At 58.5% G+C, this 15,262-nt stretch carries 13 protein-coding genes and 2 pseudogenes; 14 read left to right on the top strand and 1 reads right to left on the bottom strand.

Features of this window, described 5'->3' with window-relative positions; translation table 11 throughout:
• The first annotated feature begins 33 nt into the window (after positions 1–33).
• Together RTCIAT899_RS19350 and RTCIAT899_RS19345 are read left to right on the top strand one after the other, a co-directional pair.
• Complete coding sequence (locus RTCIAT899_RS19350) at positions 34–723, top strand: GntR family transcriptional regulator (protein ID WP_004130085.1); 690 nt, start codon at positions 34–36, stop codon at positions 721–723.
• Positions 724–831: 108 nt separating this feature from the next.
• On the top strand, positions 832–2,064 hold the full coding sequence (locus RTCIAT899_RS19345; RefSeq protein ID WP_015341911.1) for an alpha/beta fold hydrolase: 1,233 nt from the start codon (positions 832–834) through the stop codon (positions 2,062–2,064).
• Between the two features lie 375 nt (positions 2,065–2,439).
• Here the strand turns inward: RTCIAT899_RS19345 and RTCIAT899_RS19340 are convergent, their stop codons facing one another.
• Positions 2,440–3,207: an SDR family oxidoreductase gene (locus RTCIAT899_RS19340; protein WP_015341910.1), complete on the bottom strand. Its 768-nt coding sequence runs from the start codon at positions 3,205–3,207 to the stop codon at positions 2,440–2,442.
• A gap of 129 nt (positions 3,208–3,336) precedes the next feature.
• Here RTCIAT899_RS19340 and RTCIAT899_RS19335 point away from each other — a divergent pair, with 129 nt between their 5' ends.
• From RTCIAT899_RS19335 to RTCIAT899_RS34100, 12 genes and pseudogenes are all read left to right on the top strand, one after another.
• Positions 3,337–3,846, top strand: coding sequence for a flavin reductase family protein (locus RTCIAT899_RS19335; RefSeq protein ID WP_013984728.1), 510 nt, complete (start codon positions 3,337–3,339; stop codon positions 3,844–3,846).
• An 89-nt stretch (positions 3,847–3,935) separates the two neighbouring features.
• Entirely contained in the window at positions 3,936–4,337 is a 402-nt protein-coding gene (locus tag RTCIAT899_RS19330; RefSeq protein ID WP_018328914.1) for a carboxymuconolactone decarboxylase family protein, read from the top strand.
• A gap of 55 nt (positions 4,338–4,392) precedes the next feature.
• Entirely contained in the window at positions 4,393–5,517 is a 1,125-nt protein-coding gene (locus RTCIAT899_RS19325) for an LLM class flavin-dependent oxidoreductase (RefSeq protein ID WP_013984726.1), read from the top strand.
• Between the two features lie 128 nt (positions 5,518–5,645).
• On the top strand, positions 5,646–6,815 hold the full coding sequence (locus tag RTCIAT899_RS19320; protein ID WP_013984725.1) for an ABC transporter substrate-binding protein: 1,170 nt from the start codon (positions 5,646–5,648) through the stop codon (positions 6,813–6,815).
• A 43-nt stretch (positions 6,816–6,858) separates the two neighbouring features.
• Positions 6,859–8,109 carry an LL-diaminopimelate aminotransferase gene (locus RTCIAT899_RS19315; RefSeq protein WP_244441500.1) on the top strand — a complete coding sequence of 417 codons (1,251 nt, stop codon included), beginning with the start codon at positions 6,859–6,861 and terminating at the stop codon, positions 8,107–8,109.
• A 2-nt stretch (positions 8,110–8,111) separates the two neighbouring features.
• Positions 8,112–8,510 carry a GFA family protein gene (locus tag RTCIAT899_RS19310; RefSeq protein ID WP_015341908.1) on the top strand — a complete coding sequence of 133 codons (399 nt, stop codon included), beginning with the start codon at positions 8,112–8,114 and terminating at the stop codon, positions 8,508–8,510.
• Between the two features lie 505 nt (positions 8,511–9,015).
• The gene (locus tag RTCIAT899_RS19305; RefSeq protein ID WP_004130104.1) at positions 9,016–10,575 is read left to right on the top strand and encodes a sugar ABC transporter ATP-binding protein; all 1,560 of its coding nucleotides are present in this window, start codon (positions 9,016–9,018) and stop codon (positions 10,573–10,575) included.
• On the top strand, positions 10,575–11,543 hold the full coding sequence (locus tag RTCIAT899_RS19300) for an ABC transporter permease (protein WP_015341907.1): 969 nt from the start codon (positions 10,575–10,577) through the stop codon (positions 11,541–11,543). Before RTCIAT899_RS19305 ends, RTCIAT899_RS19300 begins: the two co-directional genes overlap by 1 nt.
• Positions 11,544–11,555: 12 nt before the next feature.
• Positions 11,556–12,569 carry an ABC transporter permease gene (locus tag RTCIAT899_RS19295; protein ID WP_015341906.1) on the top strand — a complete coding sequence of 338 codons (1,014 nt, stop codon included), beginning with the start codon at positions 11,556–11,558 and terminating at the stop codon, positions 12,567–12,569.
• 16 nt (positions 12,570–12,585) lie between these two features.
• Entirely contained in the window at positions 12,586–13,095 is a 510-nt protein-coding gene (locus RTCIAT899_RS19290; RefSeq protein WP_015341905.1) for an NADPH-dependent FMN reductase, read from the top strand.
• Positions 13,096–13,110: 15 nt separating this feature from the next.
• Positions 13,111–13,710, top strand: a pseudogene (gene ribB / locus RTCIAT899_RS19285) (3,4-dihydroxy-2-butanone-4-phosphate synthase); the annotation flags it as partial.
• Positions 13,711–13,929: 219 nt separating this feature from the next.
• A pseudogene (locus tag RTCIAT899_RS34100) lies at positions 13,930–14,408 on the top strand (hypothetical protein).
• Positions 14,409–15,262 lie beyond the last annotated feature (854 nt).

The following is a 15,262-nucleotide window of genomic DNA, read 5'->3' as shown; positions in this document are numbered from 1 at the left end:
TTCCGGCCTTGGTAAAACGGACTTTTGGATCCTATGGGTGATATGGATTTACAGATTGCACGGCAGAGTGCCACTTTGCGCACTCAGGTAGAGGATAAACTGCGGCAGGCGATATCCAGCGGCCGTTTCAAGCCGGGTCAGCGCCTCGTTGAGCGAGAACTCTGCGAGTCGATCGGTGTCGGACGAACATCAATCCGCGAGGCGCTTCGACAACTCGAGGCCGAGGGCCTCATTACCAGCTATCCGCACCGCGGCCCCGTCGTCAGCACTATCACTTACGAAGAAGCCGCTCAGCTTTACAGCGTCAGGGCTTTGCTCGAGAGCTATGCTGGAAAGGAATTCGCTGAAAACGGAACCGCCCAGGATATCCACACACTCAATGAGGCGGTTGCTGAGTTTGCGGAAGCCGCGGCAAACGGCGCCGGTAGCAGGCTCATCAAGGCGAAAACCGCGTTTTACGACTGCCTGATGCAAGGGAGCGGAAACGTCTTCGTCAAGCAAATGCTGACATCGCTCCACAATCGGGTGACGCTGCTGCGCATGACGTCGATGACGCAGCCGGGGCGCTTGAACCACAGTGTGGAAGAGATAAAGGAGATCGCTGCGGCCATTACCGACCGAAACGGACCGAAAGCCGCCGCAGCCTGCAAGTACCACATCGATATGGCGGCTAAGGTCGCGTTGGACTACCTGCGTAAAACCTCTGAAAACCACGGCGATTGAAGAAGCGGCATTAGCCGGTATTGACAGATTGTCTGATAATCTGCTTATTCGAAGTCATGGCGCTGCCGACGCGTGCGGCCTGGCGCTCGCTCGAACAGGGAGGTTGCTTTGGGCATTTTTAATGAATTGCGGTCCCGCATGTCGGAGGCTCTTGGGGATCAGGAATTGCCCCGGCTCACTCCGGACCTGACGATAAAGATCGCCTTCTACGTCGGCGATCAGGTGATCGCCCTCGATTTCGCTGAAGGCGGCGCGGAGATCTCGGGGGAAAGCAGTGCCCCCCAGGTGACAGTGAGGGCCACCACGGACGCCTGGGATCAGGTTCTGATGACGCCGCCGCCGGCGACCTTTCACTCCTTCACGGCGTTGCAGCTTGCAAATCCGCTCTTCGAGATCGCCGGCTCACCGCTCGACCTCGCGAAAGCACGCCCGGCTCTCGAACGGGTGTTCGAGCTCGTCGTCACGTCCCCCGAGATGACAGCGGAGCGTGCGCAACGCGACCTGCGTCAAATTCGGGGGCAGTATGCCGTCGTCAATATCGATGACGTCCCCCATGAAATATATTACGAAGAAGCAGGTGAGGGGGTGCCGGTCCTGTTTCTTCACACCGCCGGAGCAGATAGCCGCCAATTCATGCCTCAGCTGGCGGACACCGAGCTTGCGAAAAGCTACAGGCTGATCGCGGTTGACCTACCATTCCACGGTCGGTCCATGCCGCCGCTGACGTGGGACGGAGCACCCTACAAGCTCACGGCATCGCTCTACCTGAAATGGTGCACGGCCATTCTCGAACAGGTGGTTCGCGAAAAGGCGATTGTCGCGGGTGGGTCCATGGGCGCTGCAATGTCGCTGGTTCTCGCGGCGGAACGGCCGGAGCATATCCTCGGGATCGTAGCGATCGAGCCACCTTTCCGCTCCAAGGGACGACGGAACCCATACCAGCACAACGTAAACGTACACGGCTCACTTCATAACTCGGCATATGTCAGAGGGATCATGAGCCCACTGAGCCCCGCAGGGGAGCGCAGGAGGTCAAGCTGGATCTATTCGCAGGGAGCACCCGGAGTTTACCCAGGCGATCTTTCCTTCTACAGCGACGAGTTCGACGGAGCAGTGACAGCTCCCCGTATTGACCCATCACGCACCCCGGTGGCGCTGCTCTCGGGCGACTATGACTACTCAGCCACGCCGGCCGACGGTGCCAAGCTCGCCGAACTTATTCCAGGATGCCTCCACCTCGTTATGGGCGGACTAGGTCACTTTCCAATGTGCGAACACCCGAACTTCTTCCGGAGCTATCTTGTCAAAGGGCTCGATTTCGTACGGCACGCCGCTCGCTGAGCGGTTGGATTGACTCTCGTCGCCCGGTGCAGCCGCCGGGCGATCGCATGCGAAAGCGGGCGGGCGCATACCGAGGCTTTGCAATTGGCGTCCCGGCGATGACACGGCCGGCATCGCAGGCGGCATCCCTCACGCGCTCCCGAGAAGTTCCGGTGTGGATTGGGAAAATTCCCGCGATATCTGGGGGAAGGATCAGGCGCGGCGATGCGACTATAAAGCGCCGTAGCGACGTCTCATCGCAGGGTCTTGATCACGCAGCTTTGCGCGTGATCTCTATCTTTTCCCACTGCGGGTCTCTGTGTTTCCGACACGTAGTACCACAGTAAAAATGCCTCCCGTGGTCAAGAAGGAGGCACCTGCTAGCACCTATGTGCTTCAGCGCACCAAGTGGTTACCGATCGACGATCCTCCGTCGACTGTGAGAATGCTTCCGGTCGCAAACCGCGAGCGGTCCGAAGCGAGAAAGAGCATCGCCTCGGCGATCTCTTCCGGGTTGCCCATCCGGTGCAAGGCTGCACGGGCGTTGAAGTCTTCCCGCAAGGCTTGTGGGTCCGCCGCTTCCGCAAAAATCTTGGTGAAATAGGGCGAGTCGATCGTCCCGGGGGCGACAGCGTTGACGCGGATCCCGTCTTTTGCGTGGTCCAGTGCCATGGCTCTCGTGAGTGCCGAGATCGCGCCTTTCGACGCCACGTAGGCCGTGCGGTTGGCGATGGCTGACACGGCGGTGTATGAGGTCGTGTTAATAATCGATCCGTTGCCCTGTTCCGCCATAATCGGAACCACGTATTTCGAGCAGAGGAAGATCCCCTTCACGTTCACCGCCATGATCCGGTCCCAGTCGGATTCGGCGATGGTGGTGACGTTTCCCGTCATTCCGAACCCCGCGTTGTTGACGAGAACGTCAATATGCCCCCATTTTTCCTTAACTGACCTGACCAACGCCTCGACTTCGGCGGAGGAAGACACATCGGCTTTTAACGCGATCGCATCCGTCCCAATTTCTCGGGCGACGTCTCGTGCTGCATCGATGTTGACGTCGACGACGCCAACCTTAGCGCCCTGGCGCGCAAACAGTTCAGCTGTTGCGCGCCCGATCCCGCTGCCAGCCCCGGTCACCACACAGACTTTCGATTCCAGATCCATAATCGTCTCCTCTTTCACTGCCCAAGAAAACATTTTCGCAGACAATCTGTCAATGACTAACAAAACGTGTTGACAGATTGTCTGCCAATCTGCTTATCTTAGGTCACGAATGACTTGGGGGAGGTAACGATGGCTGGTGCTGAAATAGCAGCGCAAGCGGCGTTCAAGACTGCTTTACGCCGGTTCACATCAACAATTTGCCTGATCACGACGGAATGGGAAGGTGCCCGTTACGGCATGGCTGCAACCGCCGTCCAGTCAGTGACGGCTGACCCTCCGACCCTCCTGGTTTGCATCAACCAATCGGCTTCGATCAGCGGCCCGCTCAAGCTGGCGGGGAAATTCGCAGTGAACATGCTGCATCTTAGCCATGCGCCTTTGGTTCCGCTGTTCAGTGGAAAACTGAAGGGAGAGGAGAGGTTCGCTCACGGTGAGTGGATCGGGGCTGGCGGAGTTCCCGTCCTCGGCGACGCCCAGGCCGCATTCGTTTGCAGCCTCAACTCCGCAGTCTCCGTTGGCACCCATGACGTCGTTCTCGGGGAAGTCATCGAGGCCCGGTTTATCGAGAATATTGCCCCGCTCCTCTACGAGGACGGGAAATTGGTTAGATCGGCAGCGCTGATCGATGCTGCCGCCTGAAACGTTTGGCCGAGCATTCGGCTTATGACATCCACCAAATGCCTTTCGGCCGATAATGAGGAGTTTGATCCGTGACTATTGCCACCGATATGAAATCGCAAGTGAATGGGCGTCCCGTCAGTGAACGGTTCGAAAAGGGTCTGCAGACCCGTCGGGAGGTTCTCGGCGGTGCATATGTGGACGCTTCGGTAAACAAGGCGACCGAGTTCAACTGGCCGATGCAGGAGCTTGTCACCGAGTATTGCTGGAACGAGATCTGGAACAGGCCCGGCCTCGACCGCCGTTCGCGCAGCCTTCTCAATCTTGGCATGATTTCCGCCCTTAACCGCCCCCACGAGTTGAAGCTGCACGTTCGCGGCGCGATCAATAACGGCCTCAGCAAGGACGAGCTTCGCGAAGTTTTCCTTCAGGTCGCGATCTATTGCGGCGTGCCCGCGGCGATCGACAGCTTCCGCGTCGCGCAGGAAGTCTTTGAGGACATGGGTATCTAATCGGTGCCCGGCTTTCGGGCCGGGAACAGACTAACTCTGTGGAGGACACTTCAATATGACGACCAGCGATGATTTCCGCGCCGCCGGAAACCCGATGTTTAACGGCAACAAGCTGAAGCTTGGCGTATTCGGAACGAATTGTTCCAGCGCTTGCGCCATCACCACCGCGGAATCAACGTTCGAACCGACCTTCGAACACAATGTCGAAATTGCCAAAAAGCTCGAAGCGGCCGGCTGGGAATGCATGGTGCCGATCGCCCGGTGGCGCGGTTTCGGCGGGCCGACGAACTTCAACGGCGTGAACATGGACACGTTCACGTGGGCCGCGGCCCTGGCTGCCGTGACCACGAAGCTGCAGTTTTTCTCGACGACGCATATCCCGACCCTGAACCCGATCGTCGCGACGAAGATGGCGACGACGATCGACAACATTTCGAAGGGCCGATACGGCCTGAACCTGGTGACGGGTTGGTTTACCCCGGAAATGGAGATGTTCGGCGTTCCGATGATGGAACACGACACCCGCTACGAATATGCCACGGAATGGATGGAAATCGTCGAATCTCTGTGGACGAAGAACGGCGTCACCTTTGACGGCCAGTTCCTCAAGGTGAAAGACGCGTTCAGCGAGCCGAAGCCCTATAACAAAGAGACGGGTCGCCCGGTCCTCATCTGCGCCGGTTCGTCGGGCAAGGGCCTGCACTTCACGGCCAAGTTCTGCGACTTCAACTTCGGCTTCATGCAGGACATGGAATCGGGCGCAGCGTGGGTGAAGAAGGTGAAGGAGCTGGCTCGCGAGGAATACAAGCGCGAACTCGGAACCTTCACCGCGTGCCCGGTCGTCGTTCGCGAGACCGAAAAGGAAGCCCGGGATTACTACGACTACTACGTGAACCAGAAGGGCGATTGGGAAGCCTGCGAAAACATCTGCGAGGTTCTTCAGGTTCAGTCACAGAACCACTCGGCAGAGATGTACCAGAAGTTCAAGGAGCGCTTCATCGCTGGCTGGGGCGGCTACCCGATCGTCGGAACGCCGGAACAGGTCGCCGACAAGCTCGTCGCATTGAGCAACACGGGCGTCGACGGCGCGCTTCTCACAATGGTCGACTACAACGAAGAGCTGCCGTTCTTCAACGACCGCGTCATGCCTCTGCTGAAACAGGCTGGCCTCAGGAACTGACCGTTCCGCGGGCGGCGCAAGTCGCCCGCCACCAATCCGAAATCGAAACACTTTTAACCAATTCCGTGGCTCGACGCCAACGGCGTCAACTGCTGTAGCGGATGTACAGAGGGGAGGAGACCCTACACATGCTAAAGAAGGTTTACACCGCATTGAGCGTGATCACCGGGCTAGGCCTGATGACCACCGCCGCATTCGCGGACGGCTTAGACTCGCTACCACCGGACCAGAAGCAGCTTTACGAGCTCGTGGACCCGGCAATTCCCCTCGGTGGTACGCCGCTCAAGGATTTTGTGGCGAAGCGGCCGCCGCCATGGAAAATCGGCTACGCATCCACTTATGCAGGCAACACGTGGCGTGCCCAGATCCTCACTGAATTGAACGAGGTTCTGCTTCCGAAATACAAGGAGGCTGGACTGGTATCTGAGCTTGTCGTCACGCAGTCCGACCTGAAGGACGCGACGCAAATCCAGCAGATGCGCCAGATGGTCGACGACGGCGTCGATGCTATCATCATCTGCTGCTCGAACGTAACGGCCATCAACCAGACCATCGAATACGCGCACTCCAAGGGCGTTCCGGTGTTCTCGTTCTCGGGTTACGTGACATCGCCCTACGCGATCAATGCGACCGAAAACAACACCCAGGGCGGTTATACGGCCGCGAAATGGCTGGCCGAGGAAATCGGCGGCAAGGGCAACGTACTGACGGTTTCGGGCATCCCGGGCTTCGCATCATCCGACAGCTTCAATGTCGGTGCCAAGAAGGCGTTCGACGAGTATAAGGACATCACCGTCGTGGGCGATGTCGCCGGCAAGTGGACCGATCAGGTCGCCCAGGTCGAAGTCCAGAAATTCCTCGCGACCAACCCTACCGAAATCGCTGGTATCCTCGTCCAGTCGGCCTCGGAAAACGGTGTCGTCAACGCGGTCCAGCAGTCCGGGCGCGACATGATGCCAATCGTCCTCGGCGGCGAGGCGTCGGCGGCGTGCTACTGGCGCAATAATCCCGACTTCATCAGCCAGAGCTTCCATTTCTGGCCGCCGCGGGCTGACGCCCGCCTGGTGTGGGACGTGATGATGAGGACGCTCCAAGGCCAGGGGCCGAAGATCCAGTCGATCCTGCGACCGGCTCTTCCCTACACGATCGACGATGTGAAGGAAGCAATTCCGGAAGATTGCGATCCGAACTCCACGGCGTGGATCGAGCCCAAGGGCGATGCATGGTGGCCCGCGGACGTAGCAGCACAGTACTTCGAGCGCCCGGAAGATCCGCTGGCCTGGCGGCCGAAGAAGTAATCGACGACCTCCCAAGTTGTCCCGCGACCTCCGCGCCGGCTTCATCCGTCGGCGCGGAGGACCCACGATAAGGAACCAGAAGTTGGAATTCCACAAGATACAGCGTTTGCCCCCTTACGTCTTCGAGCAGGTGAACCGTCTCAAGTCCAGCGCGCGCGCGGCCGGAGTCGACATCATCGATCTTGGAATGGGCAATCCCGATCTTCCCACGCCAAGCTGGGTTGTGGACAAGCTATGCGAAGCGGTGCAGCATCCGCGCACGCACCGCTATTCGGCTTCCAAGGGCATTATCGGGCTTCGCCGCGCCAAGGCTGCGTATTACGCCCGCCGGTTTAATGTGAAGCTTGATCCGGATACCCAGGTTGTTGCGACGCTCGGGTCCAAGGAGGGGTTTGCGAACATGGCACAGGCCATAACCGCCCCCGGGGATGTCATTCTCTGTCCGAACCCTTCCTATCCGATTCATACGTTCGGATTTCTCATGGCAGGGGGCGTGATAAGGTCGGTACCGGTCGAGCCGGATGAGACCTTCTTCCAAGCTCTCGAAATGGCGGTGCGGCATTCGGTACCGAAGCCTCTGGCGCTCATCATAAGCTACCCGTCAAACCCCACCGCTCGCGTCGCGACGCTCGATTTCTATAAGGACGTCATCGCCTTCGCGAAGAAGCACGATCTCATCGTTCTGTCGGATATCGCCTACGCTGAAATCTACTTCGACGGTCCCCCGCCGCCGTCTGTTCTCGAAGTCCCCGGCGCGATCGACGTGGCCGTCGAATTCTCCTCGATGTCGAAGACATTCTCGATGCCCGGTTGGCGCGTTGGGTTTGCGGTGGGTAACGAACGGCTCATCCGAGCGTTGACGCGCGTGAAATCGTACCTGGACTACGGAGCATTTACGCCGATACAGGTCGCCGCCGCTCATGCCCTAAACTCGGACGGGGAGGACGCCGCGCGGGCAAGAGACATCTACAGGACGCGCAGAGATACACTGGTGAAGACCTTTGCCGATGCCGGCTTCGACGTTCCAGCTCCTGCGGCGACGATGTTCGCATGGGCGAAGATACCCCCGCATTTCCGACACCTTGGCTCGCTGGAGTTTTCGAAACTCGTGCTCGAGAAGGCACAGGTCGCGATTTCGCCGGGTATCGGTTTCGGTGAGATGGGTGACGAATACGTACGGCTGGCTTTCGTGGAGAATGAAGACAGGATCCGGCAGGCCGCACGGAACTTGAAGCGGTGGCTTTCTGCAAGCGCGCGACAGCCACAACTCGATAAAGCGATGAAAGGATTTTGAAGATGCCGATCCTCGGATCTTGCCAATGTAAAGCGGTACAGTATGAAGTGTCGGAACTGGACGGCCCGATGTGGAACTGCTTCTGCCAGACGTGCAGAAAGTCCCATGCGGCCGATCATAACACTGCCGCCAAGGTGAAGAGTGAGAACTTCCAGCTGATTTCCGGCGAGGACGCCCTTCACAGCTTTGAGTCGACCCCTGGAAAACTGAGGTGGTTCTGCTCACGGTGTGGTTCGCACGTTTATGCCGAACGGCCTGCCAACCCTGAGATGAAGGTGCTGCGGGCAGGCACTTTTGACACTGATCCTGGTTCGGTTCCTATGTCCAACGTCTGGCTGTCCCACGCCAGGCCGTGGCTTGCTCACGACCCCGCGAAGGAAAACTTGGAAGAGTTCCCGTGATCTCCACGGTTGCGCGCGCCAAGGGCCGATCGACGATGAGTTCGATCTGCCCGCTTCCCCAGCGGGGAAGGCTGGATGATCGAATGGCACTTGCCGCGTTCGACGCGCGGAGGTTGGGATGTTCCGTATGCCCCAATCAAAACGGTTGCCTCTTCGGATTACCGGACACTCTCAATAGTGCTTTGGTCCTGTCCTGATCGCGATGGCTGCCACATCGCTTCAGATCGGGCGGAACTCCGCTCGAGAACCTCCGACCGACGTCAGTTGCGTGACAACATGCTTTTGGAACTTTGAGGGCGTCGAGCGACCAACCGGTTTCATCGAAATCAACCCGACATCCCGATATGGGCATGGCGGCACTATTGACAGATTATCAGACAATCTGTCATTCTGTAGTTCACTGAGCGAGTTCTCGGAGCGTTCAAAGACGGCAGTCACAATCGGCAAGAGGCCCGGGCATCGGATGTCCTGGCGCGATCTGCTGCTGCCTAAAGGGAGGATGGGCATGACGAAAGACGTCGCCGTAAGCATGACGGCAGTTGCCAAATCGTTTGGCGAAACGAAGGCATTGAAGAAATGCGATTTTGCCGCCAAGGCAGGGGAAGTGCACGCGATCGTTGGCGAGAATGGCAGCGGCAAGAGCACCATGGCGAAGATCATGTCCGGCGTTATCGCTGCCGATGCAGGATCTGTCCTGATCCTTGGCAAGTCCATCACCTCGCCAGTCGATGCCAAAGGGGTTGGTCTCGCTACGATCTTCCAGGAAGTCCTTGTCGCCGATGAAGCGAGTGTCCTCGACAACCTTTTCGTAGGAAGCGAGGACCTGTTCTCGCTTCGGAAAGCCTCCAGGGAACGTGAAAGCGCTGCGCAAAGCCTCCTCGACCGCCTGGTGGGAAAGCCTGTCGATCTCCGGCAGAACGTCGGTGATCTTCCGCTCAGCATCAAGCAATGGATCGTTATCGCCCGGGCCGTTCTGAGGAAACCCAAGGTCTTGATCCTAGACGAGTCCTCGGCGGCACTCGATCTCGACGCGACCGTCCGCCTCCATGAAGAGATCGATCGACTCCGGTCCGAGGGGTGCGCGGTAATCATCGTTACGCACCGCATCGCCGAGCTCGTCCGGATCGCCGATCGGGCGACAATACTGAGAGACGGTTTCACTGTCGGTGTCCTTGAGAAATCCGAGATCACCGAGGCCAATCTCCTGCGCATGATGACCCCTCAAGACCGCCAGATTTCCGCCGCTGCTTCAACGTCTGCACCGGGCCTGCCGGGTGATCGCAAGGAAGCTCTTTCCGTCCATGGCGCGCGCCCCCAGGAGGCATCGCAACCGTTCGACTTCGTCCTTCCGCAGGGTTCTATCGTGGGCGTCGCGGGACTGGACGGCCAGGGCCAGGACGCCTTCGTGCGACTGGTCGCAAGGATTATCTCGCCCTTCGGAGGGGAGGTCCGGATCCTGAACAGGGAAAGCACCGGTCTCGTCAAAGTCAGCACGCTCGACGACGCCGCGAACAAGGGCATTGTGTACGTATCCGGAGACCGGAAGCGGGAAGGAATTTTCCCGCAGCAGAGCATTTTCGAGAACCTCGCCATCGGTATCTATCAGAAGAACCTGGGGCCCTTCGGTGTCATCAGGCGGAAAAAGCTGAAGCAGACGTTTGCCCGGGAGGTCGAGCGGCTCCGCGTCAAGATCGGCCACCCGGACAACCGGATTACGTCCCTTTCCGGTGGTAACCAGCAGAAGGTCCTGATCGGCCGCGCCTTCGCCAATGATCCCAGAGTGATCGTTCTTAACGACCCTGCTCGGGGCGTGGACCTCAACACCAAACGCGATCTGTATCGCGAGCTTCGGCTGTTTGCCGAAGGTGGCGGCTCGGTAATCTACCTTTCGAGCGAGATCGAGGAGTTTCTTGGTTTCGCCGATCGCGTCGATGTCTTTCACAAAGGGAGCATCCATCGCTCCCTCGACGGCCCCGACATCAACGAAGAAACCATTCTCGCTGCAATGTTCGGCCGCTCGGTTGCCGACACCATGGAATTCTCCAAAGAGAGAAAGGCACACTGATGTCGCAACGTTTTGGATTTCCTGCGCTCGACAGGTCGCTGACCGTACCGTTCGTTCTTTTCGGAGTGTTGCTCGTCGCTGCAGCCTTGCTGTCGCCGCGGCTGTTCACCGCAACCGGAATAGGCGGAGCAATCATCGTCGCAGCACCTTTGATCCTCACAACGCTCGCCCTGACACCGATCGTGATGGCAGGACGCGGTTCGGTTGATCTTTCCGTTGGCCCCTTGATGGGTTTCGTGAACGTCACCCTGATCGGCTGGCTCTCGGCAAGTGGTTACACGTCGCCACTCGCGGTGGTTTGCTGGGTGGTAGCAGTCGGCGCGCTGTACCAGTTGCTGCAGGCGCTCATCATCATCTACGTCCGGGTCGCCCCCATCATCGTCACGCTTTCCAGCTTCCTCGTCCTTTCAGGCGTGAACCTCATGGTCATGTCAAGGCCCGGCGGCGTCGCGCCGGACTGGATGATGACGTGGGGAGCAGGAACCACGATCTTATCTCCGGTGCTGATTATCGTCCTGGCGGCGTTCGCTCTTTGGGCCGTTATGCGCCGGACCACCTTTTACTCCCACCTCCGCATGACAGGCGCCGACGAACGGATGGCCTACACGAGCGGAGTGAAAGTCGACACCGTACGCATCTGCGCCCATCTCCTCGGCGGCGTCTTCGTTGGCCTTGCCGCGCTCAGCTATACGGCATTGATCTCTTCGGGCGATCCTACCCAGGGAAGCAGCTACACGCTCCAGGCAGTTACCGCCCTGGTGCTCGGTGGCGCAAACCTGGCTGGCGGGAGAGGGGGGGCTTTGGGGTCGACGCTTGGTGCGCTGAACATGTTCCTCATCTCGTACCTGCTTTCCGCCTTCAGTTTCGGAAGCGTGACAGGGTTCGTGACGCAAATGGCTTTCGGCCTGATCCTCGTGGCATCGCTCCTCGTCAACGTATTCATGACGGCCCGGCGCCCGGCTTTCTAGGGAGGACTTGTAATGACTTTACTCGCAACGGAACAGACGATGAGCCAAACAGGACGATCGGTAAAACTGCAGCGCAGCATCGTGATTGGCTTTGGTCTGCTTGCCGCACTTCTCGTGCTGGGTACGATCCTTGTTCCGGGGTTCATCTCCCCCCGTAACGCGCGTTCGATATTGCTGCTTGCCGCTTTCCTGGGGCTTGCATCGTTGGGACAGACGCTATGTGCCATGGTCGGCGCGCTTGATCTCTCCATTCCCTATGTCATCGGGGGAGCGAACATTCTCTTCCCAAGCCTGTTGGTCACCGGCATGCCTGCCTGGCTGGCCGCAATAGTGGTCGTTATCCTGGGAGCAGCAATCGGGGTCGCGAACGGCTTTTTGAGCTTCAGGCTGCAGGGCCAGGCTCTCATCATGTCCCTGGGGGTCGGCTTCGCATTTGTCGGTGCGGTACAGCTGTACACCTCCATCGGTTCCGACTACGGCGGCACGGTTTTCGCGCCCGTACCGAACTGGCTCCGGAATTTCGCCGCGTTCAACGGGAAGACCTTCGGGCTTTCCCTGCCGCCGGTGGTGCTGGTTTGGCTGCTCATAACGCTTGCGACCATCTGGGCTCTGTACAACACCTGGTTTGGCCGCTCCATCTACGCGGTGGGGGGCAGCAGGACTGCAGCGGCACGGCTTGGCATTTCCGAAACCAAGGTCTGGACCAGCATTCACGGTATCAGTGGAGCGATGTCGGCACTGACGGGCGTATTGCTGCTCGGGTTTTCCGGCGGCGGATTCGTTGGCGTCGGAGATCCATATCTCTTCACCACCGTTGCGGCCGTTGTGATCGGCGGCACCTCGTTGCTTGGAGGCGCAGGCGGATACGGGGCAACCGTTCTCGGCGTACTCGTATTGACGGTAATGACGTCCCTGCTGGTTGGGCTGGGCCTGAGTTTTGCCGCGCAACAGGCGATCGTGGGTCTGCTGATCGTGCCGATGGTGGCCGTCTACGCTCGTACCCCGCATATCCGCAACCAGATCTGATCGAAAGGCCGGCAAATTGAAGATTGTCGCGATAACTGGCAATGTCTCGCGCCCCTCGAAGACGCGGGCGCTCGGGGAATACGCACTCTCGAGCGTCTCGCCCGGTCACACACGGTATCTGTTTGACCTGGTCGATGTTCTCCCGGTGTTGGGAACCACCCTGTGGCGTTCGGAGGCTCCTGTTGGACTCGCGAACGTTCTTGACGCAATCCAGTCTTCAGATGTCCTCATCGTGGGCACGCCGGTCTTCAAGTCCTCGATGACCGGCCTTCTCAAGCATCTTTTCGACCTCTTCGAAATGACAGCCCTGCAGGGGAAACCCGTGTTGATATTCGCAACGGGTAAAGCCGAAGCCCATGGTCAGCACGTCGAGGCTCACCTGCGCTCATTGATGGGCTTCTTCAAAGCCGAGGTTCGCGGTGACTTCATCTATGCGATGGACGGCGACTTTCCAGATTCGGCACCGTCTGCGGAACTCCGGGAGCGGGTCGACCGCCAACTCGCTCGCACTCTGGGCCATGTTTAGTTCAAGGAGAAGACCATGAAGTTTGCTCCCATCGAGAGCGCAGTTAAAGCAATCGCCGCCGGAGAGATGATCATCGTCGTGGACGACGAAGACCGGGAAAACGAAGGCGACATCCTGGTTGCCGCGGACAAGGTGACGAACGATCATGTTGCCTTCATGATGCGTTATGCGCGCGGCCTGATCTGCGTTCCGATGACCGGGGACCGGCTGGACGAACTGGATATCCCGCTCATGGTGGAGCGTAACTCGGATTCCATGCAGACAGCGTTCACTGTCTCAGTGGACCTGATACAAGGCGTATCGACCGGCATTTCCGCAGAAGACCGCGCCAAGACCATCAGGGCGCTCGCTGACGCATCAACGGTGCCGGAGGACCTGTCCCGGCCGGGCCACATATTCCCCCTGCGGGCAAACCCGTCCGGTGTCCTCGGCCGCCCCGGCCATACGGAAGCCGCGGTGGATTTCGCGCGGCTGGCCGGGCTCGAGCCAGCGGGTGTCATCTGCGAAATCGCCAACGACGACGGCACTATGGCGCGTCTTCCCGAGCTCAGCGAATTCGCTGAGCGGCATGGCCTCCTCATGGTGACCATCGAAGCCCTGATCGAATATTGCCGCGAGATCGATAAAAGCGGCCTTTGTGCAGATCACGCAGCCAGGGAGGCGGCGATGGCCAATGTTTCGTATCTGACAAGCAGACTTTCCCCGTGCCCTCAGACGGAGAGCGAACTCCTGCGTTGGTGGCCTCCGATACACGCGAAGGAAAGCGCGTTTGAAGGTGCCCACGGGGAGCCTCGTGACGCTAACTGACCATGGTTAGCTGCGCGATGATCGGGCATAACAAACCGTGAGCCACTTTATCGTCGCCACTGCTTTCCTGCTGAATTATCGGCCCACGCGATGTCGCTTTAGTTCCGTTTCCCTTTTCAGTCTCCGGATGGTCGAGGATATGCTGGCCGCTCTTGGGATCATTGTCTCGCACCCTACGATCCGCCGGGCAGAGAATTTGGTCGTTCGCCAACGACAAGCTTCAATCCTACAACACCGAACGAGACATCACGCCGGCTGTCGCGCATCGGCATCACAAGGGCTTGAACAATCGAGCGGAGAATTCGCACCAGCCAATCCGACGGCAACAGCGGATCACGTAGCCTTTCAGGTCACAACGACTCTTGCGGCGCTTCGTCTCCATCCATGACCCGATTGCTAACATGTTCCACATCCCCCCATCACCTCACCGCGAGCCATGTCGCGAACTGGGGGCAGCAGCGATGAACCTATGGGCGCAAATCGTTTGCGCATGGCTGACAAAATAGCCCCGCGTCACGGGCTCGACCCTTTGCCGTTGAGTTCACGATGCCCCGTCGAAACCACGGCGAGGGCTGGCCTCGCCAGTCAATTGCCCCGTTCATGCGTCACGGAATATGATGTTCCACCGAGAGGGACTCGCCAGGACGTTCAGTTCTCTATGCGGATTTATTCTTTTAAATCAATCTCGTAACAAAAATCAGATAAGTTCTATTATGGAACTCAACGCCCCCGGGCAATTCCAAATAGTGTCAATTGCATGCTAAAATCCCTTTAAGTTCTGTCACAGCGAGCTATTTCGATTTTTCGAAAAGCATCGTCGAGAGTCTCCACTTCGAGCAGTAGCAAGGCATCGTTCAAGCAGCGCTCGATATCGTCCACTCTCCTGCCCTCTATTTGGGCAATCATAGGAATCGTCTTCCCTCGTGCCAGCCATCGCAAGGATGCCATCTGGAGAGGACAAAGGTTCGATATTGTCATTCTAGAACTACCATCTCGTACTCGATCGAGGCGTTAGGAATTTAGTTGATGCTCATAGACGAAGGCCAAAATTCCCTGCTTGAACTCAACTGACCACCGGCCGATCGGCTCTGGGTTGCGCTTCAGGGCGGTAGTGATGGGCAGCCGTCGCCTTGGACCGCCGGCTGTACAAGCCGGGTTCTAAGCTGAAGAATATCGTTTGCAGCCTCAACGAAGCTCTCCATCGAAGTCTTGTGCTCCGGCAGCAGTCGCTTGACCAAACGTAATTCCAAGAGCAGCTTGGTCTTGTTGTTTTCGTAGTAGAGTGCAAATTTTTTGATGTTGAGGTCTTTGATGTCGTAGGACAGGTCTGGTAGGCATTATAGCTCACTGCCGTAAAATG

Source organism: Rhizobium tropici CIAT 899, from assembly GCF_000330885.1.
Lineage (GTDB): Bacteria > Pseudomonadota > Alphaproteobacteria > Rhizobiales > Rhizobiaceae > Rhizobium > Rhizobium tropici.
The sequence above is the reverse complement of the archived record's forward strand: the minus strand, read 5'-3'. Positions and strand labels throughout refer to the sequence as shown.

Coding starts and splice junctions, on each gene's coding strand:
- RTCIAT899_RS19350 (WP_004130085.1), top strand. CDS start 34: ATGGGTGATATGGATTTACAGATTGCACGGCAGAGTGCCACTTTGCGC.
- RTCIAT899_RS19340 (WP_015341910.1), bottom strand. CDS start 3,207: ATGGATCTGGAATCGAAAGTCTGTGTGGTGACCGGGGCTGGCAGCGGG.
- RTCIAT899_RS19335 (WP_013984728.1), top strand. CDS start 3,337: ATGGCTGGTGCTGAAATAGCAGCGCAAGCGGCGTTCAAGACTGCTTTA.
- RTCIAT899_RS19330 (WP_018328914.1), top strand. CDS start 3,936: ATGAAATCGCAAGTGAATGGGCGTCCCGTCAGTGAACGGTTCGAAAAG.
- RTCIAT899_RS19325 (WP_013984726.1), top strand. CDS start 4,393: ATGACGACCAGCGATGATTTCCGCGCCGCCGGAAACCCGATGTTTAAC.
- RTCIAT899_RS19320 (WP_013984725.1), top strand. CDS start 5,646: ATGCTAAAGAAGGTTTACACCGCATTGAGCGTGATCACCGGGCTAGGC.
- RTCIAT899_RS19310 (WP_015341908.1), top strand. CDS start 8,112: ATGCCGATCCTCGGATCTTGCCAATGTAAAGCGGTACAGTATGAAGTG.
- RTCIAT899_RS19305 (WP_004130104.1), top strand. CDS start 9,016: ATGACGAAAGACGTCGCCGTAAGCATGACGGCAGTTGCCAAATCGTTT.
- RTCIAT899_RS19300 (WP_015341907.1), top strand. CDS start 10,575: ATGTCGCAACGTTTTGGATTTCCTGCGCTCGACAGGTCGCTGACCGTA.
- RTCIAT899_RS19295 (WP_015341906.1), top strand. CDS start 11,556: ATGACTTTACTCGCAACGGAACAGACGATGAGCCAAACAGGACGATCG.